This window comes from Bartonella sp. HY761 (genome assembly GCF_026743145.1).
Classification (GTDB): Bacteria; Pseudomonadota; Alphaproteobacteria; order Rhizobiales; family Rhizobiaceae; genus HY038.
The window spans coordinates 1,471,324-1,497,451 of the sequence record NZ_CP104887.1 but is presented as its reverse complement, the minus strand read 5'-3'; the positions used below and the strand labels follow the sequence as shown (position 1 = coordinate 1,497,451).

Here is a 26,128-nt window from a genome sequence, read left to right as displayed (position 1 = left end):
CGTTAACAGATGGAAATGGAAAAAAATGCTTTTATTCTGGAAGCATCCACAGCCATTTTCTTTTTAAAATAGTTATATTAGCAATCTGGATTTGCACCATTGGCTGCATTATGATTGAACATAACTTCAATATGTGTGTGCTTTAAGTAAAAGGGTTATATGATGTCACGGGACGAAAATGCTAACGGGTCATCGGAAGATCATGGTAGAAACGGCTGGGTGATATTTGGTAGGATCACGTCGGTGCTTCTTATTCTTGTTGGTTGTGGCAGTGCTTATTATGCGTATGAAATGAAGTTAGACCCGCAAATTTTACTTGCGGTTTTATGTGCATTTTCAGCAATAGGTTTGTTTTTTTTACTTTGTACCACCCTAGGAGTGTGCCGGTTTACTACCGCAGATCCGCGTAAAAGTTCAGTTGTAAAGATGTTAGATCATATGCCTGATGCGGTTGTAATTACCGATAATGTGGGAACGATTCGCTATATGAACTCAGCTTATCGCCAATTGGCAGGACCACAATCTTATACACCTGAAGTCTTGTTTAGTAAAAATGAAAAGGCCACACAGATAATCTATAAGCTCAACCTTGCCGCGCAATCAGATAAGAGCGCCTATGAAGAGTTGCGTATTTCTGGCGGCTTGGGAAAAAAAGACGAACAAACGAAAAGCTTTGTTTACGGTGTAAATGTAAGCCCTATGGAGGTTGAAGGCGAACGCTTTATTATTTGGAATATTGCTGATTTTACAAATTTGCGCGATCGTCAGGAAAGCCTATTTGAGGACTTGCAAGAGGCGATTTATCATCTTGATAATTCTCCTGCTGGTTTTATATCTTTTGACGATAACGGCCAAATAAAATATATGAATACCACTCTTGCTAAGTGGTTAGCTGTTGATATAGCACAATTCCCGCTGCAAGACTTAAATCTCATTAATTTTATCGGTAACGAGGTTTTTGCCAATATCAAAGAAGCTTTAGCTAATTCAAATGCTGAAAATTTAACTTTTGATTTAGAATTATCCAATTCGTCTGGTGGCCACATTGCGGTTACTATGTACATGGCGACTATAGCCGATACAATTAAAAGCGAGAATAAAAGGGCATTTTTAATCTTACGCAGCAAGTTGATGAGTGATAATACTCTTCCAACGCCTACCTCAGTAGAAATCGAAAACCGCAACTATCTGGTCGAACAACCATTAGATGTTTTTGCTGTAAATCCTATTGCCATGGCAATCATTGATTCTCATGGAGCAATCGTTAATTATAATCAGCAATTTTTGAAATCGATACCACAGTTGGGGGAAAATAGCGCAGGGTTAAATCTAGTGTCGATTATTCACCCTCGCGAGCAAGTACGCTTGAAACAGATTTTAAGTCATACAATTTCAGGTGCTCAAAATATTGCTTATTTAGATACGTCATTAGTAAATCGTGAAGATGGGTATATTCGATTATATTTTAGTCAATTACCAATTACCACCTATGGTACTGAGCCTTTATTTATTGTGTCGGTTGTTGAAATTGCTGAACAACGTGCATTGGAACAGCAGGTGGAACATGGGCAAAAAATGCAAGCGGTAGGTCAGTTAGCTGGCGGTATTGCACATGATTTTAACAATGTGCTTACTGCAATTACTATGTCTTGCGATCTATTATTGCTTAGTCATCGTAGCTCTGACCCATCTCATCCCGATATTATGAACATTAAGAATAATGCGGATCGTGCTGCTGCATTAGTGCAAAAGCTTTTGGCTTTCTCACGCCGTCAAACTCTTCGCCCCGAAGTTCTCGATTTAACCGATGTTTTATCTGATTTTAGATTGCTAGGAGATCGCCTCATTGGTAGTACCATTAAGTTGGTAGTTGAGCATGGTCGTGATATATGGCCAATCAAGGGCGATCTTGCCGAATTGGAACGGGTTTTTATGAACCTTACTACCAATGCGCGTGATGCCATGCCAGAGGGCGGAATTTTAACTATTAAAACATCTAATTTACCTGCATCGCAATTATTTCCCTATGATCACCCAATACCGGTTGAGCAAGATTATGTTCTTGTCGAGATAAGCGATACTGGAACCGGCATTCCTAGTGAAATTCTTGAAAAAATCTTTGATCCATTTTTTACAACAAAAGAACTTGGCAAAGGTACAGGATTAGGTTTATCGATGGTTTATGGTATTATTAGCCAGACGGGCGGTTATGTTTTCTGCGCCTCTGAAATTGGTCTTGGTACTAAATTTAGCATTTTATTACCGCGTTATATTCCGGCGATTGGTACAGAAGAAGAACCTAAAAAGCTTGAATCCAAAGCAATCGAATATAAATCCGTCGACCTTTCAGGTTCTGCTACAGTCTTATTAGTCGAAGATGAAGATGCAGTTCGAAAAGGTGGGGTTAAAGCACTTCAGTCACGCGGATATACAGTATATGAGGCCGCAACTGGTGTCGAGGCGCTCGAAGTTATTGAAGAATGTAATGGAAAAATCGATATTGTCGTTTCTGATGTGGTAATGCCAGAAATGGATGGACCAAGTCTGTTACGTGTTTTGCAAAAAAAATATCCTTATATCAAATTTATTTTTGTATCGGGTTATGCAGAAGACGCTTTTGCCAAAAATCTTCCAGATGATGCGAATTTTACATTCTTGCCAAAACCATTTTCATTAAAACAACTAGCAACAGCAGTTAAGGAAGTATTACAGGAAGATCTAAACTAGTTTTAGGTGGCTGGAAGTTGGAAAATTTGTTTTTTCGTTTTTATTATGCTGTAGCATTGGGTAATAATTAATTACATCAAACATAGGCATAACTAAAATCAAGACTTATTCATTTAAAGAAATAAGCCCAAATATACAACAAAATATACAATTTTTAATATAAAGCGGAGAAAAGCTCAAATGGGTGGTATACCCATTTGAGCTTTTCTCCGCAGTAAACTACGGCAGTTTTTGTGTCCTATCAGGATATGTTAAATTTTCGCGATGACTTTGTCGAAGAGCCTAAAAATACTAACGTTTTTTGCGGCGCTGCACACATTTAATCTTTGGGTTTTAAAAAAATTGCTCATATCATTTCATTCAAATTAATAGGTCCTGCCTTAGGTATTGGATAAAAACAATTATATTCAGTTTTGGGGATCCTATATTATATTAAATCTAAGGGTTTTAATCACATGAAAACTGACTTATAATTTTATTTTCCTATGCTTTGCGCTTATTTAATAATAACATATTACTTGAGCACATACTTATTTTTTAATCTGGGAGTATCATATATGCGTATATCTATGAAATCCGTTCTTTCAGCTGTACTTCTTTCCAGCTGTTTTTTTGCACCCAAAGCCTTTGCTGATATTACCATTGGCTTTATTGGTCCTGTAACAGGTCCAGTGGCAGCTTATGGCGTACAGGCTAGCAACGGTACTCGTATCGCAATTGATGAAATTAATAAAAAAGGCGGCGTTAACGGTGAAAAGCTTGTTTTAAAGATTTTTGACGATGCAGCAGAGCCGAAACAAGGCATTTCGGTAGCCAACCAAATTGCCAGTGAAGGTATTCTTTATGTTGTTGGACCAGTAACATCCAACTCTGCAATGCCTGTATCAACTATTTTAGAAAATAATGATATTTTGATGGTTACTCCGTCATCAACAACACCTGAACTATCTGCACGAAATATGTGGAATGTTTTTAGAACGATTGGGCGAGATGACCAGCAAGCAGATTTTGCTGCTGAATATGCACTTGCGCACTGGAAGGGAAAAAATATTGCAATCATCCATGATAAGGCTACTTATGGTAAAGGTCTTGCGGATTCGTTTAAAAAGACTTTGAACGCTGGTGGTATAACCGAAAGCTATTATGGATCAATCACACCTGGCGAGCGTGATTATAATGTCATTGTTAGCCGCCTAAAGGCTGATAATGTCGATTATGTTTATTTTGGTGGTTATCATCCTGAAGCAGGTCTTCTTTTACGCCAAATGCGTGAGCAGGGGGTAAAGGCAATCATGATCGGTGGCGATGGTCTTAATACTTCAGGATTAGGAGCTATTGCGGGTGATGCTGTTGAAGGAACGATCTTCACAAATCCGGCAGATTCTTCGAAAAATCCATTAGCAAAAGATGCGTTAGAAGCGCTCAGCGCCAATAAAATTCCTACAGAAGCCTTTACTATGAACGGTTATGCCGCAGTGCAAGTCATTGCATTTGGCATTGAAAAGGCAGGAAGTGCGGATGATGCGCAAGCAGTTGCAGATGTGCTTCATTCTGGAGAACCAATCCCGACAGCTATTGGCGAGATCACCTATGGTGAGCGTGGTGACATGACATCAAAAACATTTTCTCTATATAAATGGGAAAACGGTAAAATTGTACCGGTAGAATAAATTTATAGCGCCCCTATATTTTTAGGGGCGCTATATTTTTAAAATAGATCTTTTCGCGAACTGATATGTTATTTGTCAATAAGCAACTTCTTATTCTTCCTCATCTTCATCAGGTTCGCTTTCATACATATTTTCATTTATAATATCGGTGTCTTCATTATCAAGTGGGTTATCCAGATCATCTAGATACTTACGACGATTACCATCATATCGCGGCGATCCGCCTTCTGCTACCTCATCAAAAATATCAACGGTATCAATTGGACCATCAAGATTATCATCTTGTTCTTCTAGTTTTTCGACGTCAATTATTTTAATTTTTTGTTCATTGGATTTATGCTCAACCATTTTATTTCCCTAACTACATATTGTTGAAAATTTTCTAATTTTAATAAGTAAAGTTTATTCGTCGACAAAATCACATAATTATGTATATGCTATTCTTTAACATTCGTTATTCCCATAAAATTTAATCCAATTTCATCAATAAACAAGTGAAATAAGATAAGAATTATGTGATGATGGTACCGCGGCTTGCCAATCCCTATCCGATCAGTTTTTACCATCAAAAAAAGTATATAGATTTTTTTAATTCGGTATTGTTAGACTTGTTTGCTTCGTAGTTTAAGGTTAAGCCTAAGGCAAAAAGCCGCTTATTTATAATGCTATTTGCGGCGCAGTCATTGAAAAGCAGTAAAATGAGTCTTTTAAAGAAGTTTGCAACCGTTGCGTCTGGCACATTAATGAGCCGTATTTTTGGGTTTATACGTGAAATGCTCATGGCCGCAGCCGTTGGAACTGGCCCTGTTGCCGATGCGTTTAACGCCGCATTTCGTTTTCCTAACACGTTTCGTCGTCTTTTCGCAGAAGGTGCATTTAATTCCGCTTTTGTCCCTTTGTTTTCGAAACAAATCGAGGAAGAGGGCATGGAAAGTGCTCGTAAGTTTTCTGAAGAGGTCTTTGGTGTTTTATTTTCCATCCTAATTGTTTTAACAATAGCAATGGAACTTTCAATGCCGCTGCTTGTTTCCTATGTTATTGCACCTGGCTTTACAAGCGACCCACAAAAATACGATGCAACCGTACGCCTTGCCACCATCATGTTTCCTTACCTTGCATGTATGTCATTGGCGGCAATGATGGGCGGTATGCTCAATTCACTTCATCGTTATTTTGCTGCAGCTATTGCACCGGTTTTCCTCAATATTATTCTGATTGGCGTTTTGGCATATGCATGGTTTGCAAAGCTCGATGTTTGGCATGTTGGTGTCTATATTTCTTGGGGGGTATTGGTTTCAGGTTTGGTGCAATTATTTATTGTATGGGTAGCCGTCTATAACGCTGGAATGAAGATCACATTGCGCATCCCTAAATTCACACCGAATGTACGTCGCTTACTCGTATTAGCGCTACCTGCGGCTATTACTGGCGGCATCACCCAAATTAATTTGCTTATCAATACCAATATCGCATCAAGCCAATCTGGAGCGGTATCATCACTTGTTTATGCTGATCGTCTTTATCAATTACCTCTTGGCGTTGTTGGCATTGCTGTTGCAACGGTTCTTTTGCCAGAGCTATCAAGGGCATTGCGCGCTAAAAATATGGTTGAAGCAAGCAATTTACAAAATAGATCTGTTGAATTTACTTTGTTTTTAACTCTGCCAGCCGCAGCAGCTTTCCTTGTAATGTCAGAGCCCATTGTACGCCTATTATTTCAACGAGGACAATTTGATGCAACTGCTACCCTAACTGTTGCTTCAATCATTGCCATTTACGGGCTTGGTCTGCCAGCATTTGTATTGATAAAAGCTTTTATTCCAGGATTTTTTGCCCGTGAAGATACTAAAACACCAATGATTTTTGCTGGTATTTCAGTTGCAGTCAATATTGCTATCGCAATTACACTATTCCCCTATCTTTCAGCAAAGGGAATAGCTATTGCTGAGATTGTAGCTGGATGGGTTAATGCTATACTTTTGCTCGCAACACTTATTAAAAGAGGGCATTGGAGCAGGGATAGTCAACTATTAAAACGAGTGCCCCGTTTAATTATTGCATCACTTATTATGGCTGTAATTTTATATTTTTCTATTCAATATTTGCAATATCCATTATCGGTTGAAGCATCATTAATTACCCGCACCATGACAGTTATTGGGTTAGTCCTTGGTGCGATGGTTATATATTTCACTACTGTTTTTACGATTGGTGGTGCCAGTCTATCTATCCTAAAACGCAGTTTGAAACGGAAAAAAACAGAATAACTCCTTGAAATATAAATTACTCTTAAATGTAATTGCTAAAAGATATTAAGTACTAAAACTAAAGCACTATGAGACTTATTATGACTAGCAACTGCATCCCCAAATTAGATAATTGCTATGGTCGAATTTACCCTCTCATATATTTGCGTTTCCAACTCAATCATAATTAACAATCATGTAAAATGTGACTTAAAATAAAAATTGGAAAAACTAAAAAAAGTACTTGTATATAGTGAAACATTCCTTTAGGAACTGTCCTGCGTGGGGCCTGTAGCTCAATTGGTTAGAGTCGGCGGCTCATAACCGCTTGGTTGGGGGTTCGAGTCCCTCCGGGCCCACCATTTTTTTAAAAAATACCCTTGAAATTGTGAATTCGGGATGATTTTAAGGTCATCTAGCAATTGTTTAGGTGTTTCTATATTAAAGCGCCATTCACGGTCTTTCAAAAATAAATTGAAATACTCTTTTGCAACTTGCCTAAGCTTTCTTATAGGCTGTTTGGCTCAGTTCAAACATCCTCAATTTCATTAATATATTTTTTTTATTAGCAAGTATGTGCGAGTAATTAATACGGTAATATTTAAATTTTGAAACATATCAAATCGTCGCCAATAATCCTACAATCAATGGTGTCAGGTGCTATTTTCTGGGAAATTATAGGCATAAGGGTATGGGTTTTAGCGTCCAAAATGATTTGTGTAAATTTGACTATCTTGCTTAACAATACCAAAAACTATAACTTTACCTGGCTAGCCCTTTGAGGGTACATAGCTTTGCGATAACCCAAAAGTAGCTCCCTTCTAATTTTATTTCACTTAGCAATTGTGCAGCACGTTCTTGTTGCTCTACGGCAATGGTGCAGTGCAATTTATGAAAAACCGTACAAGTTATATTACGATGCATAAGGTCCAAATCAGCACCTGTTCTAACTGTTGATCCAGTAACAAAATATTTGGGGCTGTCCTAGATAATTGTTATAAACTATCTCTTACTAATTGTTTTAAAAGGAAAAATTGAAATTTTGGGCCGCTGTTGTTAAAACGCCATTCACATTCTTTCAAAAATAGATAAAAATGCTCTCGAGGAATGCCATTAAATTTACGTAAATGGCGCTTGGCTTGGTTCCAAAAATTCTCAATTCCATTGATATGATTGTGCTTAACTGCAAATAATTTGCTATGATTAATACGATAATGAGTAAACTCACTAACGTCAAGAACATCATAACTGCGATAAGTATCGGTATAAACTATGCCATCAGGTTTGACATGTTCCTTAATAATAGGAACTAAGGTGACGGCTCGAGTATTGGGAACTAGAACCGTATAAACCTTGCCATCACGCTTTAAAAGCCCAAATACTGGTACTTTTCCCAAAGCTCCTCGTCCACGCTTCCCCTTGCGCCTTCCTCCAAAATAAGATTCGTCAGCCTCAACTTCACCTTCAAACATTTCCAAATGATCACTATGAAGATAAATCAGGCAACGAAGGCGATGAAAATAATAAGCAGCTGTTGTTTTGTTAACACCAACTAAGGCAGCTGCTGTTCTCGCTGTTGAGCCAGCTATAAATAATTCTATAAGCTTGCATTGCTTATACCAACTTAAACGACTTTTTCTCATGGGCTAACCTTAGATAATTTACGTTATCTAGGACAGCCCCAAATATTTTATAAGCATTGACTGCTTATTTCGTTTGATTACAATGTTTATATGCTTAGACAGCCCTTAACTTACTAAAGTTAGGTGGCTGCTCCTATTTATAAAAATAGCCGTTTTAATTTGATTGTGAAAAACCAAAAGCACAACAAAAAATATTGTACTTTTGGATTAAGATGTATATTTTAAATAAAATAATTTAGCGCGTATTACCAACTATTGAGTATTGGTTTGGGTTAAGGATTTTGTGTAAGTATTGGCAATTTTTTCAGCAATTTGAATTTCTACATTGCGTATTGCGCCGCTTACACCAACCGCGCCGACTACTATATCATTATTAAGTACGGGTACGCCACCGCCAACAGGCACCAAATTGGGTAAGGTTGCAATAGCAGGCTCAGCGCTATTGACGCGATCCATATTTACCGATGTTTTTATACGGTAAAGAGCCGCAGATTTTGCTTTTGCAATTGCGGCGTCAATGCAGCTAAGCGGTGCCTTATCCATGCGTTGAAAAGCAATTAACATTCCAGATGTATCAACCACAGCAATACAAATATTTGCTTTTGCTTCAGCTGCTGCACTTGTTCCAGTATTAATCATATTTTTGGCGTCATTGATATCGAGGTTTGAAATCGAGTATTCTGCAATTGCAGGTAAAGGCAGGGCAATTAAACAAGATAATATTGCTAATTTTAGCAAGGCTTTCATTAGTGTCTCCAGAATGCAATAAATTTTAATTTAATTGTGAGTGTAAAGGGGCATTAAATTGCTTTGTCACCATTTCATTATATTTGAAAAGTAAAAGATTCTTCAAATATCGCATTGGTTAGCTTTTAGCTTGCGATTTAGTGCTATTTCTAGGCTAAGTTTTGACAAAAATGCGATCATTTCAGTCATATTTCATAACCAGTTGAAATGAAACGATATCAAGTAATATTTAGAGTGGATATCATTTAATTTTCGCAGTAACGGCTTATATTTTTCGCAATGAATTTCATATGAATATTAAATATTCTAAAAATCAATTGTAATAACTATACACGAAGGCTCGGTTAGTGTTTTTGGGGTGAGATTTTTTTAAAAACGTAATTTTTGAATTTTTTTTATATAATTTATTTAAATATTGGAAAAATAATCTAATTAGAACGGAATTAGAGTGTAGGATTAGATTTAAAGTTTGAATTAATTCTGATAAAATATAATTGGAATTATGTACTTGCTGAAAATATATTTATTCCATCCTAAAATTGTTATTCGGCTCAATTTTAAGTATCAGGCCTGGTTAGATATTTTTCTAACAGAATAAAAATATAAAGCGAAATCAAATCAGTATATTTGTTTTCCAATAAGAATTGTGAGGAACTAATGGACCGGTTGGACCGTAAAATATTACGTCTTTTACAGGAAAATGCAACTCTTGCAGTAGCAGATGTTGCAAAAAAAGTGGGTCTTTCGACAACCCCTTGTTGGCGTAGAATACAAAAGCTTGAGGAAGATGGGGTTATTCAACGGAGGGTAGCGATACTCGATCCGGAACAGGTCAATACCAAAGTAACGGTATTTGTTTCTATTCGCACCGGCTCTCATTCTCATGAGTGGCTGAAGCGTTTCTCAGAAGTGGTTCGTGAGTTTCCAGAAGTTGTTGAATTTTACCGGATGAGCGGCGATATTGATTATCTGCTTCGCGTTGTTGTTCCTGATATTGGTGCTTATGACAACTTTTATAAAAAGCTAATCAGCAAAATCGAAATTCGTGATGTTTCTTCCTCTTTTGCTATGGAGCAAATCAAGTACACAACGCAATTACCGCTAGATTATATGGTTTTAGAAAAGGAAACAGGAAAGAGAGATTTTGATTAGGTGTAATAATTATCTATATCTCTATGTAAAATTATGGCGTGCGGTTTTAAATTCATAATCCGCCTGCCGACTTTGTCGAAAATTGTAAAATAAGTGCATTGTTACAAAGTTTGGGTGGCATAACGAGTCTGCTTTTTTGCAAGAAAACTAACTTAGATTAATACTCAATTAGATATTGGAGGTGGCAAGGGAAATCCTATGCATTATTGATTCCAATTTTTGCTAAGTAACTTAATGTGCAAGGGCCTTGTCATGTTGGAAAGCCTTGCGGACAAATTACATGGTGTCACTAGCTATCTTAAAAGCATAAAGGTCGGCATTCATGTCGGTAACTATCTTAGCAACATGGGACAAGGCCGCATAAGTTGCCAAGGTTGCCACTTGCTGCGTAAATAGTGTCAATGCGCAAACCTTCCGCAAGGCGTAAAGCAAGCACCGTCTCAATGCCTTCACCCACCACCCTACGCTTGCACTCAAAACGCGGCTTGAAATAGCCATCACGCTTAAACACAAAACCACTTAGCGGAATGAGTTTGCCTTTTTTGGAGCCGCGGCAATTTCAAACATCTTTACGAATATTGTAAGAAAAGCGATCCTTGCCACTAAATTGCGGGCAGGGATCAGCATATTCACCATTGCGGGAATTGGTTGGCAAACCAAAATCCGCCACACAATCGGCAATTTTTATGTCATTTGCTTCATCAATAAAAGGATTGATTATTGAACCACTCATGCTAACAATCTCCCTTGTGCAAAACGCGAGGGAAAAGCATGAGCGAGAACGAAATAACTAATGCCACGAAGCAAAATAGATAGGCTATATTTAGTGGGTTTGCTACCTTCATGACCATACTTATAGGAAGTGGTATTTTTGGCCTTAGCGTATTGCTGCCGTTTTACCATTGGACAACGAGTATTGGTCCATGGGGCTTTTTTGTGCTCGTTATGCTTGGGGTAATTTATATTTTTATAGGTTACCGTATTGCCAAATTGATCTATACAAAGGTTCAAAATTGGGATGGAAAGACTAAAGACGGACTTGGTAATTTAAAAGCCATTTGGTTTGGCCTATTTATTGTTTTGTGCTATTTGATAGTACTCTATTCTGTGCTTCATTGCTATAATGAGCTTTCGGAATTAGCTTCGCACCATTTTGGTTTTACGCTGAGTGAAATCAGTTATGATAACGCTGTTAAAGTCTGTATTGCCATTTTGGCTCTGTTTACACTTATGATTGCGGTGTGGCGCGGCGCGCTTCATTCTCTCCAAGAAAAAGCTCAAAGCAAACAAGCAAAAATTGCAGCAGATCAAATTATTTTGGGTAATCGTCAATTCGAGTTGGCGAATAGACAATTTGATTTGGCGACAGAAAACCTCATAGAAACTCAAAATAACAATATTGCAAAATTGCTTATTGATGGTACTAAATTGCTGGGAGACGGCACTACCGAAGCTGAAAAAATGGCAGGCATAGCATGTTTGTCTCATATTATTGAAACTAAAAGCAAATTTGCAGAGCGCGCGGCACAAGTTCTTATTTGGCATTTTAAAGCAAAAAACAATGAAAAGTCAGGACCTATAAAAACTTATGAAGAAGATTATTATTACTTTGCCATGATACTGGATGTAATTAATCGTTTCGGTGAAATAAATAATAAAAAAATTAATGTTGGTTACTGTTCCATTTGCTCTGTATTAAAGGAGGTGGAAAATTTGCTTTGGCACAATATAGATAATATTATTTACAACGGATTTATATTTAATGAAGTACATTTTACTATCGATGCGCCTAAGCATACAGTTATTAACTGCACATTTAATTATTGTAAGTTTGATATTGGTAACTGGCGTAATACTGGTGTTTACCAGAACTCCAGCACGTTTAATCACTGTATTTTCGGAACTAGTCCACAAGTTGATCAATTCACGCATACAAATGGATTTACGCGTTTTCCGCCAGGGCAAAAGTTTAATGGCCCATGCTTTTATGATGATAGATTTATCACAGAGGGGTCGCTGATTAGCCAATTTATAGGTTGTCACATTGAGCCTTTGAGCGGTCGAAAATCTGATAATACCGACATTATAATTACTATGCAGATTCCCTAATATTTTCTCACAACTTTTCCCCTTTTTTACACGGTCATAAACGCCGTTGCCATTGTTCATAAATTCAAGCAAAAAGATGATATTGCAGGCGGCGTGGGGTAGGTGGGGTAGGGCAAATTTAGCGTCTAAATCTTCACCATTCCAAAAGGCAAATTGATGTCGCAGCGCGGCAGCGTAAAGCCGCCCTTATACAAACTCACCATCTGCTTGGCTGCGCCAATTATTGTCGCCATATTTTGGCGTACCAAAGGCTAAAATCTTTGCTATTTTTTACAAGGCTCTACTGGCAATAGGTCAAGGCTTGGTTTGTCGCTATCATGCTTTGCTTCGCTATTGGCTTTAACAACTATCATCTTAATAATCCCTATAGCTAAGGGCAAAAGGTGGGGCATATGCTAATCGCCCATGATTAAATAATGAGCGTGTCTCTGTTTTAGCTGCAATGCCTACGCATATGCGGTTATCAATTTTTTTGATGATTTGTTGCGGGTTGGACCCGAAAGAAGCGATCTTTCTACCCAAATCTACAATAAATGAAGGACTGATTTCTACTAGCCGCGCTAAGACAGGCGAAGCTGTATGGATTACATTACCTGCACAGATTGCCCGCGAGATTTCTAAAACGGTAAAAACCGAAACAACTATGCTTTATGTAAATAGTAAAGGTAAGCCATGGACTGTTTAAGGTTTCCTGCCTCTCGGCGACCAATCAAGCTAATGCTTGAGCCAAAAGGGCTGATTGGAGCAGGGCTAACACTAAAAGGATTACGCCACACAGTTGCGACCATATTAGCAGAATTAGGTTACGATGATCGCACCATTGCAGACATGTTAGGGTAGAGAACAACCGGCGTGACCCAACACTGTTCAAGGTCAGTGAAACGCTTCAAAAAAACAACGCCAGTAATTGTAAATTTAGAGCAAGAAGTGAATAGATGCAAAGCAAAAAAATGTTTAACCTCACTTAAAAAGTATCTAACCTTGCTATTTCCAGTTTTTAACTTTTAAGGATTGTTTAGCATTATCAATAAGATAAATGGTGCCCCCAGAGAGACTCGAACTCCCGACCCCCTGATTACAAATCAGGTGCTCTACCAACTGAGCTATAAGGGCAACGCGTTTGCGTTGACATGCATTTAGCATATTGATCTAAACTTGCAAGCCTAAAAACACTTAAATATGCATTTTTTTTAAAATAATTCACGATTGTGGATAAGTTGATCCAAAAATACCAATGTTTGACCGAGTATTGATGGTAATGAGTTAAATGGCGACTTAATTTTTTAAGAATCTCTTTAATTAATGAAACTACACAATACCGGTTCGTGTTAGGTGAAGATTATTTAAAAATAGCTGTGCTGCATTATTTTATTAAGCGGCGATAAGATTAAATTAAAAACGCTGTGAGCCACCATTAGACTCACAGCGTTTTTTTAAATCAAACTGAAAATGAGGATCCCCACTTAAACAAATAAGCAGGGATTATTTTTAGCTGCAGCCGCTAGTTGAACCGCATGTATCGCACTTTAAACACGTGCCATTACGCACCATGGTGAAGTTTTGACATTCGCTACACATGTCGCCTGTATATCCTTGCATCATTGCTTGGATACGCCGGCTAGCGGTTTTCTTTTTAGTTTCCGCCTGCTGTGCTTCTGTATCTTTTATTGATAAAGCATTGCTAATCTCATCATCATTAAACAAAGAATCAATTTCAAATTCGTCAATCGCTTCCTCACTGATTTCGGGTGCAAAATCATGTTTGAAAGCTGTAGCGCCATCACTTGATAATGCAGTTGGTTGTGAAGAGGAAACAACGTTAATTGTATTAGCTGGCTTTAATGTCGTGACGTTTGAATTTGCTGAAATTGGTGCAACATTACTGGAAGCTTTAGGCTCATTGGAAAGAGGGCTTAAGCTTTTTGGTTTGTAGCCACGTGTCCAACCGGTTGAAATCAGATTTGTTTTGCCTTCTTTTACGCCTTTACCAAGAGCAGTATTAGAAAAATCTGAAATATCAACATGGGCTAAATCATTGCGACCTAAATAGGAAACAGCAAGTTCACGGAACACATAATCGAGAATTGATGTTGCATTTTTAATTGCGTCATTACCCTGAACGATACCGGCTGGCTCAAACTTGGTAAAGGTGAAGGCATCAACATATTCTTCTAATGGAACACCATATTGAAGTCCAAGTGACACAGCTATCGCAAAATTATTCATCATTGCACGGAAAGCAGCGCCTTCCTTATGCATATCAATAAAGATTTCACCAAGACGGCCATCGCCAAATTCACCAGTGCGTAAATACACTTTGTGACCACCAACGATAGCCTTTTGTGTGTAGCCTTGACGGCGATTAGGTAATTTATCGCGGTCATGAACAACTTTCTCAACCACTTTTTCAATGACGCGCTCAACAACTCTTTCAACTACTTTTTCGCTAACATCGGCAACGCGTGCTGCCATTGGCTTTTCATAAAGAGTTTCAACGCTATCATCTTCGTCATCTTCATCGTTAATAAGCGATGAATTCAGTGGTTGCGACAGTTTAGACCCATCACGATATAGCGCATTGGCTTTAAGACCAAGTTTCCAAGAAAGCATATAGGCCTTGGCACAATCTTCAATCTTTGCACTATTTGGCATATTGATGGTTTTTGAAATAGCGCCCGAAATAAAGGGCTGGGCCGCAGCCATCATACGAATATGGCTTTCGACTGACAAATAACGTTTGCCAATCTTACCGCAAGCATTAGCACAATCAAAAACTGCGTAATGCTCCTCTTTAAGGAATGGTGCACCTTCTAATGTCATTGCACCGCAGACATGGATATTGGCTTTTTCGATGTCTTTCCTTGAAAAACCAAGCGCTTGTAACATCTCAAAAGAGAAGTCATCAAGTTGTGCGTCACTAAGGCCTAAAATGTTTTTACAAAAATCTTCGCCAAGCGTCCATTTATTAAAGACAAATTTTATGTCAAATGCACTTTTAAGAGCTGCATTTAAAAGATCAATCTTGTCATCTGTAAAGCCTTTGGCCTTTAAGGAAGATGGATTAATCGCTGGCGCTTGATTGATATTCCCATGGCCAACTGCATATGCTTCCATTTCAGCAATTTGCGATTCGCTATAGCCAAGGGTGCGCAAAGCTTCTGGCACGGCGCGGTTAATAATTTTAAAATAACCGCCGCCTGCTAACTTCTTAAATTTCACCAAAGCAAAATCTGGTTCAATACCAGTTGTGTCGCAATCCATCACCAAACCAATAGTTCCGGTTGGTGCAATTACGGTTACTTGAGCATTGCGGTAGCCATGTACTTCACCCAATTGCAAGGCTCTATCCCAAGCAAGGCGAGCACGTTCAATTAACCGGTAATCGGGGCAATCAACATCTTTTAATGCAACAGGATTAACCGCGAGTTTTTCATAGCCTTGCGTTTGCCCATAGGCTGCGCGGCGATGGTTGCGTATAACCCGTAACATATGACTAGCGTTTGCAGGATAACCCGTAAATGCACCCAATTCAGATGCCATTTCAGCAGAAGTTGCATAGGCCACACCGGTCATAATAGCGGTTAATGCACCGCCTAATGCACGTCCCTTATCAGAATCATAAGGAATACCAGATGTCATTAAGAGGCCACCAATATTAGCATAGCCAAGACCTAATGTGCGATATTCATAGGAAAGCCTTGCAATTTCGCGCGATGGGAACTGCGCCATCATTACCGAGATTTCAAGCACGATGGTCCAAAGGCGCACAGTATGTTCATAAGCTGCTATATCAATATTGCCATCTTGTTTGCGGTAAGGCAAAAGATTGATTGAGGCAAGATTACAAGCAGTATCATCGAGGAACATATATTCCGAGCAAGGATTTGATGCACGGATAGGACCTGCCGCTGGCGATGTATGCCAGTCATTCATTGTTGTATTGAAGTGCAAGCCAGGATCAGCTGATGCCCATGCCGCATATGAAATACGATCCCATAAATCGCGAGCTCTCAATGTCTTATAAATACCGCCATCGGTACGACGGATAAGATTCCAGTCGGCATCTTGCTCAACGGCTCGTAAAAACTCGTCTTTAACCGATACAGAGTTATTTGAGTTTTGGCCGGCGACAGTTAAATAGGCTTCTGAATCCCAATCGGTGTCATAGGTAGAAAATTGAATTTCTTTAAACCCTTGGCGTGCAAATTGGATAACGCGTTGAATATAATTTTCAGGCACCATATCTTTTTTAGCAGCACGAATTTCACGCTTTAGGGCAGGGTTCTTTTGTGCATCAAAACAATCATCATTATCGGCTTCGCAATTAACGCATGCTTTCATGATAGCGGTTAAATGCTTCTTGACAATTTTAGAGCCAGTGACGAGAGCGGCAACTTTTTGTTCTTCGTTAACTTTCCAATCAATATAGGCTTCAATATCAGGATGATCCGCATCAACCACCACCATTTTAGCCGCGCGGCGCGTTGTACCTCCGGATTTAATTGCTCCAGCCGCACGATCGCCAATTTTCAAAAAACTCATCAAACCAGATGATTTACCACCGCCAGATAGGCTTTCACCTTCACCGCGCAATTGCGAGAAGTTTGAACCTGTACCTGAACCATATTTGAATAAGCGCGCTTCACGTACCCAAAGATCCATAATGCCGCCTTCATTAACAAGGTCATCGGCAACAGATTGAATGAAGCAAGCATGAGGCTGTGGGTGTTCGTAAGATGAAGTTGATTTGGTTAAACGGCCAGTCTGCCAATCAACATAATAATGCCCTTGACCAGGACCATCAATGCCATAAGCCCAATGAAGACCTGTATTAAACCATTGTGGGCTATTAGGCGCCACGCGTTGCGTCGCTAACATATAAGCAAGTTCATCGCGAAAAGCACGCGCATCTTCCTCGCTAGAAAAATACTTACCCTTCCAACCCCAATAGGTCCAAGTTCCTGCCAAGCGGTCAAATACTTGTCTTGCATCACTTTCGCTACCATAGCGCTCACTATGCGGAGTACTGGCAAGCGCGATATCGTCTGCGACCGAGCGCCAAAGCCAAGATGGAACGTCATTTTCCTCAACTTTTTTCAAAAACTTTGGAACGCCAGCCTTACGGAAATATTTTTGCGCCAAAATATCGGCAGCTACCTGACTATATTGTGCCGGTACATCAATATTTTCCATGCGAAAAACAATCGATCCATCTGGATTTTTAATTTCGCTCGTTGCATGGCGAAACTCAATCTCAGCATAAGGTGATTGACCTGCTTTGGTGAAATAACGGGCAATTTTCATTAGTCTGACCTTATCTATATATTGTGGCGCATATAGCGTTTATGGGAATATATCATCCCATAAAGATTAACCTATCCTGTTATCTTTTTTTGAAAGTGTACCTTCCAAAAGAGACATCAAAGCGCAAAAAAAATAACCTGCAAATAAATGAGGGGATTAAATTACTCAATTGCAGGCGATTCATTCTTAACGATTTGCTTTATAAAAATCTATATCTACCATCTAAAATGCAAAATCAACACTAAATATAGTAGGTACGAGTATTTTTTTTAATAATGTATTTACCATAAAAAGTGCCATTAAAAAAACGGCCAACGAAATTTTAAAATTCCGATAAACCGTTACATAGGGCACAAAACGCAAAAACAATGATGAAGCGAAAGATTACTGCTTCATTTTGGCATAAAGGGTTAAAAAAAATAGATCGTCAAGGACTTGTTTTAATATAAGCTAAAAAACTACATCTTGTGGTTTTCAAACATAGATTTTTTAAAAAAACTGTTTATTACTTGTGAATATTGGGGATAGTTTCATTAGGTCATTTTGGACAAGCGCTTAATGCAAAAAGCTTAGATATCTTCCGCAAAAAAATGGCAACGCAAAGTGCTTCACAATGCATATAATATTTTAAAGATAAAAGATTCGTGTCTTAATCTAACATTGAATTATTTCTACAAAAACACTAGATCTACGGTATTGAACATGTGTTATGGATAGGCTCTCACTATTATGGATGATTTATTTCAATCGCCAAAACAAGATAAACTTGTTGACCAAAATCGTCCTCTTGCCGAGAGAATGCGCCCTACAAAACTTAATGAAGTGACCGGTCAAGAACATTTAACCGGTGAGCAGGGCATATTAACTCGCATGATTGCATCGCACTCCCTTGGCTCGATGATTTTTTGGGGGCCGCCAGGAACTGGAAAAACGACAATAGCAAGGCTTTTAGCTAATGAAACAGACCTAGCTTTTGAGCAGATTTCAGCAATTTTTTCAGGCGTGGCTGATTTAAAGAAAGTTTTTGAAAAGGCGCGGCTAAATCACAGTAATGGCCGCCAAACTTTACTTTTTGTTGATGAAATCCATCGTTTTAACCGAGCCCAACAGGATAGTTTTTTACCGGTTATGGAAGATGGAACGGTGATTCTTGTTGGCGCCACCACGGAAAACCCGTCTTTTGAGTTAAATGCGGCTTTATTATCACGTGCTCGCGTGTTAAGCTTTAAATCTCATAGTGAAGAGAGCCTAGCTGTTCTTTTATCTCGTGCTGAAGCTATTGAAAATAAAGCATTACCGCTTGATGAAGCTGCGCGCAGCGTGTTGATAAGACTGGCTGACGGCGATGGTCGTGCGGTTTTAACCCTTGCTGAAGAAATTTGGCGTGCAGCGCGTAAAGATGAAATTTTTAGTGCAGATTCCCTCCAAGATGTGGTACAGCGTCGTGCGCCCGTTTACGATAAGGGGCAGGATGGACATTATAATTTAATCTCGGCGCTTCATAAGTCGGTGCGTGGCTCTGATCCGGATGCCGCACTTTATTACCTATGTCGTATGTTTGATGCAGGTGAAGATCCACTTTATATTGGCCGGCGTTTAGTGCGCATGGCAGTTGAAGACATCGGTCTTGCTGATCCTCAAGCGCTTATTGTGACCAACGCCGCCAAAGATGCTTATGATTATTTAGGTTCGCCGGAGGGAGAGCTTGCTTTAGCGCAGGCTTGCATTTATTTGGCAACAGCACCCAAATCTAATGCTGCATATCTCGCATATAAAACCGCTATGCGCGCCGCCAAAGAAAATGGGTCATTATTGCCGCCACGTCATATTTTAAACGCGCCAACAAAATTAATGAAAGAAGAAGGTTATGGTGGTGGTTATCGCTATGACCATGATGAACCAGATGCATTTTCAGGCCAAGATTATTTTCCTAAAAAAATGAAACGTCAACAATTCTATCAACCGGTTGAACGCGGTTTTGAGCGTGAATTGCAAAAACGGCTCGATTGGTGGGCAAAGCTGCGGCGCGAAAGAGAGCAAACCAATTAATGTAGCCTCTAAATATAAAGCTTACCAAAGTAGGTTTAAAACGCTTAAATCTAATGGGTATCAAGTGAATTTAGTGGATTGCTCATAAAAATGCCCTAAGTTATATATTAAAGCTTAAATATTCTTTGTGCCCAATTATTTCGTTCTTGGGTTTTTGTAATTATCGCACTTGATGGAGAAACCATTAATGATCAAGAAAATTGCCATTTTATTAACTGCAGGTAGCTTTTTGGGCGGTTGTATGACAACTGATCCATATACAGGTCAGCAGCAAATATCAAAAACGGCTGGTGGTGCAGCTCTCGGGGCAGGGCTTGGTGCCTTAGGAGGTTTATTCGTTGGTGGTTCAAGCCGTGCCCAACGTAATGCCGTATTGATTGGCGCCGGTGTTGGCGCATTGGCAGGCGGTGCAATTGGCAATTATATGGATCGCCAAGAATCAGAACTAAGAGCCCAATTGCAAGGTACTGGCGTTTCTGTCACTCGTAATGGCGACCAGATTATTTTAAATATGCCTGGTAATGTAACTTTTAATACCGACCAAGATGCTGTCAAACCGCAATTCTATAATACGTTAAATTCGGTCGCTCTTGTATTAAAGAAATTTGATCAATCAATAGTAGACGTATTCGGTTTTACCGATTCGACAGGTAATGCCAATTATAATCAAGGTCTATCAGAACGCCGAGCTGGTGCGGTTGCACAATATCTTGGCAGTCAAGGCGTTGATCCACGCCGCTTCTCCGTAGTTGGTTATGGACAATCAAATCCAATTGCATCAAATGCAACAGAAATGGGTAGGGCACAAAATAGACGCGTTGAAATCCAGATCGCTCCACTGCGCCAAGGTGGCTATTAAAATTTGATTTTATAAAAGAGCAAGCATTTTTGACTTTTTTATTTAAAACAAAACTGTTTAATTAAAACAGTAATATAAATCATAATTGAATGATTTAGAAATAAGTGAAATATTGATAAATTAAAAGCGCCAATCTACTTTTTAGTTAAATTGGCGCTTTTATATTTTTAGCTATATCATTGATTTAAGTGTTTTTAAACTATCGATCTTCGCTACCCTGCGGTTCAAAGCCAGCGCATATCTGCCCAATTGCATCAGCAAATTGCTGAGTTGATTGCGCGCCCATAATCGCATATTTTTTATTGATGATAAAACACGGAACACCTTGAACACCAATTTTTTGGGCAAGAGCAATATCATCTGTCATGGTATTGATATCAACATTTGTTTCAAGAAGTTTTTCAACAACGTCACCACGCATACCTACTTCACGTGCAATATCGGTTAAAATATTCGTTTCGCCGATATCTTGACCTTGCTCAAAGAACCTTGAAAAAAGCTCATAAGCCACTTTAGTTTGGGTATCACTTTCAGCCTGTCCCGCCCAATAAGTAACCCTATGAGCATCTAATGTATTTGGCATGATTTCAATAGCTTCAAAATCAAACTCAATCTCAAACTCTTTACCAAGTTCAATAAGTTGGCGATGAATTTCATCAACCTTATCTGCTCCACCCAATCGTTGTTTTAAATAACTTTCGTAAGGGCGACCAAGTTTTGGAAGCGTTGGGTCAAGCTGATAGGGCTTCCATTCAATTTTAGCATCATCAATTTCTAAGATTTTAAGTGCTTTATCAAGTCGCTTACCGCCAATATAGCACCAAGGACAGACGAAATCGGCGATAATATCGATAGTTAATTTAGTCACAAACAACCTCTTAATGAATAGGCTTTTATAGTGCTTGTTATATAAGCACTAAATATAAAAACTAAAACCATTTTTATTTTTTTAACTTTGCTTTTTCGCTTTCATCTATCCACCAAGCTGGGATACGATAACCATAAAGCGAAGTATAATTTGGATGCTTTACATAATTTCGGCGCGCTACTAATTGGTGGGGAAGGTGGTATAGGGGCAAATAATAATAGCCTGAAATAAGCACGCGGTCGAGCGCGCGAACACTGCTGGTAAATTCTTCTTTGCTGCGTGCCTCTAGCATTGTTTTTATCAAGATATCAACTGCAGGATTAGCAACGCCTGCATAATTAAAACTGCCCTCCATATCACGAGATGATGAAGCCCAGCGGCGTATTTGCTCATTACCAGGGGACAATGATGCACTTAATCGACCAATAATCATGTCATAATCAAAAGTGCCTAATCGTGTTTGATATTGACTATCATCTATTGAGCGTACTTTAGCTGTAATACCAATACGGGCGAGTGAGCGTTGATAGGCGAGGGCAATTTTTTCCTCTTCGATCGAGCGCGTCATGATTTCAAAAGTAAAAGGCTGACCAGATGGCGTGTAAATCTGATTGCCTTTACGTGTAAAACCTAAATTTTTTAGCTCTTGCCAAGCTTGTTGCGCCCCAAAACGGTTAATTCCAGATGCGTCCGTTTTTGCCGGATGCCATGTTCCATCTAAAATGTCTTGGCTAACCAAGTCAGGGTAGGGCGCTAGCAATTGCCTTTCAAAATCATTTGCCGGCCTACCTATTGATGAAAGCTCCGAACCATCCCAAAATCCCTCGGTGCGCTGATAGAGATTATCAAAAAGATTACGATTTAACCATTCAAAATCCAATAGGCTAGAAAGAGCGTAACGCACTTTTTTATCAGCAAAAAGTGATCGTCGTGTGTTGAACACAAAACCAATCATTGGAGCAGGCGTGCCTGTTTTAAATTCCTCTTTTACAACCTTTCCCTCTTGAACTGCAGGAAAATCATAGCTTAACCGCCAACGATTAGGTTGTTCTTCAATAAACAGATCAAGAATGCCTTTTTTGAAAGCTTCAAATCGAGCGTTATCGTTTCGATAATAATCAATGCGAATTTCATCAAAATTATTAAGCCCTTTGTTAACAGCTAGATCTTTGCCCCAATAATTTTCATCACGCTTATAAATAACGCGCTGCCCTTGATCAAATTGAAAAATTTTATATGGTCCTGACCCCAATAAAGGCGTGAGTCCATTTTTTGCAAAATTTTCACGGTTAATTGCGTGTTCAGGCAAAACTGGCAGAACACTGGCGATTAATAAAGGTAGCTCTCGATCACCGTCATTATTAAATATAAACCGTACTGCTTGCTCATTTATTTTTTCAATTTTCTTTATGCGTTTGGCGTAACTAATAAATGGTGGTCGGCCATGTTCAAGCAATAAATCTACGGTAAAAATGATATCCTCAACCCTTATAGGTGCACCATCTTGAAATTTCGCTAAAGGATTTAAATGAAAAACTGCTTCGGTTCGCGCGTCATTTATTTCAACCCTATCGGCGATTAACCCATAAAGGGTGAATGGCTCATCACGCGAGCGCACCATTAAACTTTCAAATACTAAGGATCCTAATTGTTCATCACCGAAAAGACCGCGAACTGTTGTACGCATACTAGGCAATATAAAAGGATTGAACCCATCAAATGTACCAATAACACCAAAAGACAATCTACCACCCTTTTGGGCATTGGGATCAGCATAAGGAAAATGATCAAAATTTTCGGCTAATTGCGGACCACCATGCATGGCAACCCCCGTAGCGATATTGCCATCTTGGGCGTTTACCGTGTTAACAACGCATAAATTGGCAAAAAATAAACCCAAAAAACTGGTTAATAATCGGCCTGATTTGCTGCTAAAAACCACTTTTAAACTCTTATACATGACGATTATCCAAATTAAAAAAATGCGTAAAATATCAATAATGAATTAATGAAGCAGAACATGGCTGCCAGTAATAATTGGATCAATATCAACAAAATAGTCATCTTGATTGATGACAGATTCTTTGGCAGCGATATAGTTGGTTTTTGCGGGTAGGGGTTGGCTATAGGGTTTAATATCACCCTCTAATATGCTGCTTTTAAAAGAAAAACTGTTGCTTGGCAAAATGATAGCGGTGGTTATTAAAATAAAAGCAAATTTCATAATTTTACGTTCCTTATGCATTGCTAGCAAAGCATAGCAAGCCATAAAAAAACGTTAATTTATTGGCGAATTACCAATAAAAAGCCAACCTATCATAAAGACCTAATCCAATATAATTAAACTGGATTAGGTTGCCATTTACAAGAAAAGTGTTTGTTACGCAACTAACGCTTGTGCTGCTTTCAATACAGCTTCAGCATGGCCTGTCACTTTAACCTTACGCCAGATTTCAGCGATTGTGCCATTAGCATCTAAAAGAAGTGTTGTACGCTCTACGCCCATATATTTGCGTCCATACATGGATTTTTCGACCCAAACACCATAGGCAGTCAAAACAGTCTTTTCTTCATCAGCTAATAGTTCAACAGCAAGCTGATGCTTTTCTTTAAATTTGTCATGCTTTTTAACGCTATCGGGTGAAATCCCAAGTACGCGCACGCCAATATCACGAAATTGATTAATAAGAGCGGTAAAGTCCAAAGCTTCTGTCGTACAGCCGCTGGTATCATCTTTAGGGTAAAAATAAAGCACAACTGGCTTGCCTTGCAGTTCCTTTAAAGACACCATATCACCATTATCGTCTGGCAAGGTAAATTCAGGTGCTTTATCACCAATATTTAAGTCTGACATTATAACATCCTTGATTAAATGGGTTTTTATCTATCTATAGCATATTACCGATCTTTCAAACCAAAACATGGTCTTTTCGATAAAGACATCATAAAAAGTTCCATAATATATCTTATGTGATATTTATTATTGCTTTTAATATACGAAGCTTTGAGCCATGAAATAGCTTGTATACTAAATGCCTTTAGCTCTAGCCTATTGCTATTTTAAAGACTTTGTGATTACCCCGCCTAAGACTAGGTACTTGCCAGAAGTGACGGAAGCGTTTAAAGAATCTTTCTATCATCGGTTTGTCTAAAGCTGCCGAAACTAATTACAAAAACCATGTTAAATAGTGGAAGAGCGTTGACCTGTGATTATTGATATCGCTTATAGCAATGTATTTCCGTCATCGCTCTGATTTGATATTTAGATCAGAATATTGGCTTAAACTCTTTAAGCTTTTTAATAAGTTTAAAGAGTTCACTTTTTTAGAATTTGAACGTTAGAAAGATAAAAATGTCAGATTTAGATAATCAGGCCTTGCATATTATAGGTGGTGGTCTTGCAGGCTCTGAAGCTGCATGGACCGCAGCAGAGGCGGGTGTAAAGGTTGTTTTACATGAAATGCGCCCTACCCGCGAAACCGATGCTCATAAAAGTGACCATCTTGCTGAATTGGTCTGTTCAAATTCTTTCCGCTCTGATGATAGTCAAACCAATGCTGTTGGCGTATTACACGCTGAAATGCGCCTTGCAGGTTCTTTAATTATGAGCGCAGCTGATGCTCATCAAGTTCCTGCTGGTAGTGCATTGGCGGTTGATCGCGATGGTTTTGCCGCAGAAGTTACCAAACGATTGTCTAATCATCCCAATATCGAAATTCGCCGTGAAGAAGTTGTAGGTTTACCACCCAAAGAATGGGGTAGCACGATTATAGCGACGGGTCCACTCACCTCGCCTGCTCTTGCTGATGCAATTTTAGCATCAACCGATGAAGCTGCTTTATCATTTTTTGATGCTATTGCGCCGATCATTCATAAAGACAGTATCAATATGGATATTTGTTGGTATCAATCGCGATATGATAAGGTTGGCCCTGGTGGTAATGGTAAAGATTATATTAATTGCCCCTTAGATAAGGACCAATATGAGGCTTTTATTGACGCTTTGATTGATGGGGAAAAGACAGAATTTCGTGATTTTGAAAATACCCCCTATTTTGATGGTTGCCTACCAATTGAAGTAATGGCAGAGCGCGGCCGCGAAACATTGCGTCATGGCCCAATGAAACCAATGGGGCTTACAAATTCTCATCAGCCAGATATAAAAGCCTATGGCGTTGTCCAATTGCGCCAAGATAATGCTTTGGGTACGCTTTACAATATGGTTGGTTTTCAAACCAAACTAAAATATGGTGCGCAGACGCAAATTTTCCGGATGATCCCAGGTCTTGAAAATGCAGAATTTGCTCGCCTTGGTGGTTTGCATCGCAATACTTACCTTAACTCACCGCAATTATTGGATCCCTATTTGCGCCTAAAAAGCAATTTAAACTTACGCTTTGCTGGCCAGATTACTGGTTGCGAAGGCTATGTAGAATCCGCAGCAATTGGTTATATTGCGGGGCGTTTTGCTGCGGCTGAAAAGCTTCAAAAATCGATTACTCCGCCGCCATTAACCACTGCCTTTGGTGCATTGTTAAATCATATTACAGGCGGGCATATTTCGATAGAGGAAGAGGGTGGAAAGCGCTCATTCCAACCCATGAATGTAAATTTTGGTCTTTTCCCACCAATTGATGTGCCAAAACCAGAGGGTAAAAGACTGCGCGGCAAAGAAAAGACCATCGCCAAAAAAATGGCATTGAGTGCTCGCGCTTTAGAAGATTGGAAAATTTGGTTAGAGGAAAGCAAATAAA

Annotated in this window: 20 protein-coding genes, 2 tRNA genes and 1 pseudogene; 11 read left to right on the top strand and 12 right to left on the bottom strand. The window is 39.0% G+C overall.

Going from position 1 to position 26,128, the window contains the following annotated elements; translation table 11 throughout:
* Positions 1-159: 159 nt before the first annotated feature.
* Together N6A79_RS06400 and N6A79_RS06395 are read left to right on the top strand one after the other, a co-directional pair.
* Entirely contained in the window at positions 160-2,727 is a 2,568-nt protein-coding gene (locus N6A79_RS06400; RefSeq protein ID WP_268547421.1) for a response regulator, read from the top strand.
* Positions 2,728-3,290: 563 nt separating this feature from the next.
* Positions 3,291-4,397 (top strand): ABC transporter substrate-binding protein, encoded by a 1,107-nt coding sequence (locus tag N6A79_RS06395; protein WP_268547552.1) that lies wholly within the window; start codon positions 3,291-3,293, stop codon positions 4,395-4,397.
* A gap of 90 nt (positions 4,398-4,487) precedes the next feature.
* Here the strand turns inward: N6A79_RS06395 and N6A79_RS06390 are convergent, their stop codons facing one another.
* Positions 4,488-4,745, bottom strand: a complete 258-nt coding sequence (locus N6A79_RS06390) for a hypothetical protein (protein ID WP_182419379.1) — start codon at positions 4,743-4,745, stop codon at positions 4,488-4,490.
* Positions 4,746-5,095: 350 nt separating this feature from the next.
* Here N6A79_RS06390 and murJ point away from each other — a divergent pair, with 350 nt between their 5' ends.
* Together murJ and N6A79_RS06380 are read left to right on the top strand one after the other, a co-directional pair.
* Positions 5,096-6,664, top strand: coding sequence for a murein biosynthesis integral membrane protein MurJ (gene murJ / locus N6A79_RS06385; protein WP_268547420.1), 1,569 nt, complete (start codon positions 5,096-5,098; stop codon positions 6,662-6,664).
* A 264-nt stretch (positions 6,665-6,928) separates the two neighbouring features.
* Positions 6,929-7,005, top strand: a tRNA-Ile gene (locus tag N6A79_RS06380).
* Between the two features lie 633 nt (positions 7,006-7,638).
* On the opposite strand, the gene N6A79_RS06375 is transcribed toward N6A79_RS06380, so the two are convergent.
* Together N6A79_RS06375 and N6A79_RS06370 are read right to left on the bottom strand one after the other, a co-directional pair.
* On the bottom strand, positions 7,639-8,286 hold the full coding sequence (locus tag N6A79_RS06375) for an IS1595 family transposase (protein WP_268547419.1): 648 nt from the start codon (positions 8,284-8,286) through the stop codon (positions 7,639-7,641).
* A gap of 252 nt (positions 8,287-8,538) precedes the next feature.
* Positions 8,539-9,033: a GlcG/HbpS family heme-binding protein gene (locus tag N6A79_RS06370; protein ID WP_182419377.1), complete on the bottom strand. Its 495-nt coding sequence runs from the start codon at positions 9,031-9,033 to the stop codon at positions 8,539-8,541.
* A gap of 657 nt (positions 9,034-9,690) precedes the next feature.
* Between N6A79_RS06370 and N6A79_RS06365 the strand changes: the two genes are divergently transcribed.
* On the top strand, positions 9,691-10,185 hold the full coding sequence (locus N6A79_RS06365) for an Lrp/AsnC family transcriptional regulator (protein ID WP_262080373.1): 495 nt from the start codon (positions 9,691-9,693) through the stop codon (positions 10,183-10,185).
* Positions 10,186-10,522: 337 nt separating this feature from the next.
* On the opposite strand, the gene N6A79_RS06360 is transcribed toward N6A79_RS06365, so the two are convergent.
* Both N6A79_RS06360 and N6A79_RS06355 read right to left on the bottom strand, forming a co-directional pair.
* A complete protein-coding gene (locus tag N6A79_RS06360; protein ID WP_268547418.1) occupies positions 10,523-10,696 on the bottom strand; it encodes a hypothetical protein in 174 nt (57 codons plus the stop codon).
* A gap of 48 nt (positions 10,697-10,744) precedes the next feature.
* Positions 10,745-10,918 carry a hypothetical protein gene (locus N6A79_RS06355; RefSeq protein ID WP_268547417.1) on the bottom strand — a complete coding sequence of 58 codons (174 nt, stop codon included), beginning with the start codon at positions 10,916-10,918 and terminating at the stop codon, positions 10,745-10,747.
* A gap of 110 nt (positions 10,919-11,028) precedes the next feature.
* Between N6A79_RS06355 and N6A79_RS06350 the strand changes: the two genes are divergently transcribed.
* Positions 11,029-12,294: a hypothetical protein gene (locus N6A79_RS06350; protein ID WP_268547416.1), complete on the top strand. Its 1,266-nt coding sequence runs from the start codon at positions 11,029-11,031 to the stop codon at positions 12,292-12,294.
* 90 nt (positions 12,295-12,384) lie between these two features.
* Here N6A79_RS06350 and N6A79_RS15890 read toward each other — a convergent pair.
* A pseudogene (locus tag N6A79_RS15890) lies at positions 12,385-12,459 on the bottom strand (hypothetical protein); the annotation flags it as partial.
* 289 nt (positions 12,460-12,748) lie between these two features.
* Between N6A79_RS15890 and N6A79_RS06345 the strand changes: the two are divergent.
* Both N6A79_RS06345 and N6A79_RS06340 read left to right on the top strand, forming a co-directional pair.
* Positions 12,749-12,979 carry a hypothetical protein gene (locus N6A79_RS06345; RefSeq protein ID WP_268547415.1) on the top strand — a complete coding sequence of 77 codons (231 nt, stop codon included), beginning with the start codon at positions 12,749-12,751 and terminating at the stop codon, positions 12,977-12,979.
* Positions 12,967-13,134: a hypothetical protein gene (locus N6A79_RS06340; protein WP_268547414.1), complete on the top strand. Its 168-nt coding sequence runs from the start codon at positions 12,967-12,969 to the stop codon at positions 13,132-13,134. The genes N6A79_RS06345 and N6A79_RS06340 overlap by 13 nt, the downstream gene beginning before the upstream one ends.
* Before the next feature lie 197 nt (positions 13,135-13,331).
* Here the strand turns inward: N6A79_RS06340 and N6A79_RS06335 are convergent.
* A tRNA-Thr gene (locus tag N6A79_RS06335) sits at positions 13,332-13,407 on the bottom strand.
* A gap of 375 nt (positions 13,408-13,782) precedes the next feature.
* Positions 13,783-17,598: a vitamin B12-dependent ribonucleotide reductase gene (locus N6A79_RS06330; protein WP_268547413.1), complete on the bottom strand. Its 3,816-nt coding sequence runs from the start codon at positions 17,596-17,598 to the stop codon at positions 13,783-13,785.
* Between the two features lie 729 nt (positions 17,599-18,327).
* Here N6A79_RS06330 and N6A79_RS06325 point away from each other — a divergent pair.
* Together N6A79_RS06325 and N6A79_RS06320 are read left to right on the top strand one after the other, a co-directional pair.
* Positions 18,328-19,647 carry a replication-associated recombination protein A gene (locus N6A79_RS06325; protein WP_268547412.1) on the top strand — a complete coding sequence of 440 codons (1,320 nt, stop codon included), beginning with the start codon at positions 18,328-18,330 and terminating at the stop codon, positions 19,645-19,647.
* Between the two features lie 187 nt (positions 19,648-19,834).
* Positions 19,835-20,506, top strand: coding sequence for an OmpA family protein (locus N6A79_RS06320; RefSeq protein WP_182419368.1), 672 nt, complete (start codon positions 19,835-19,837; stop codon positions 20,504-20,506).
* Between the two features lie 199 nt (positions 20,507-20,705).
* Here N6A79_RS06320 and N6A79_RS06315 read toward each other — a convergent pair whose 3' ends face one another.
* From N6A79_RS06315 to bcp, 4 genes are all read right to left on the bottom strand, one after another.
* Positions 20,706-21,380 (bottom strand): DsbA family oxidoreductase, encoded by a 675-nt coding sequence (locus N6A79_RS06315; RefSeq protein ID WP_268547411.1) that lies wholly within the window; start codon positions 21,378-21,380, stop codon positions 20,706-20,708.
* A 67-nt stretch (positions 21,381-21,447) separates the two neighbouring features.
* Positions 21,448-23,196 carry an extracellular solute-binding protein gene (locus N6A79_RS06310; protein ID WP_268547551.1) on the bottom strand — a complete coding sequence of 583 codons (1,749 nt, stop codon included), beginning with the start codon at positions 23,194-23,196 and terminating at the stop codon, positions 21,448-21,450.
* 183 nt (positions 23,197-23,379) lie between these two features.
* Positions 23,380-23,598 carry a hypothetical protein gene (locus N6A79_RS06305; RefSeq protein WP_182419366.1) on the bottom strand — a complete coding sequence of 73 codons (219 nt, stop codon included), beginning with the start codon at positions 23,596-23,598 and terminating at the stop codon, positions 23,380-23,382.
* Positions 23,599-23,754: 156 nt separating this feature from the next.
* A complete protein-coding gene (gene bcp, locus N6A79_RS06300) occupies positions 23,755-24,228 on the bottom strand; it encodes a thioredoxin-dependent thiol peroxidase (protein ID WP_268547410.1) in 474 nt (157 codons plus the stop codon).
* Positions 24,229-24,726: 498 nt separating this feature from the next.
* Between bcp and trmFO the strand changes: the two genes are divergently transcribed.
* Positions 24,727-26,127: a methylenetetrahydrofolate--tRNA-(uracil(54)-C(5))-methyltransferase (FADH(2)-oxidizing) TrmFO gene (gene trmFO, locus N6A79_RS06295; protein WP_268547409.1), complete on the top strand. Its 1,401-nt coding sequence runs from the start codon at positions 24,727-24,729 to the stop codon at positions 26,125-26,127.
* Position 26,128: the final 1 nt, after the last annotated feature.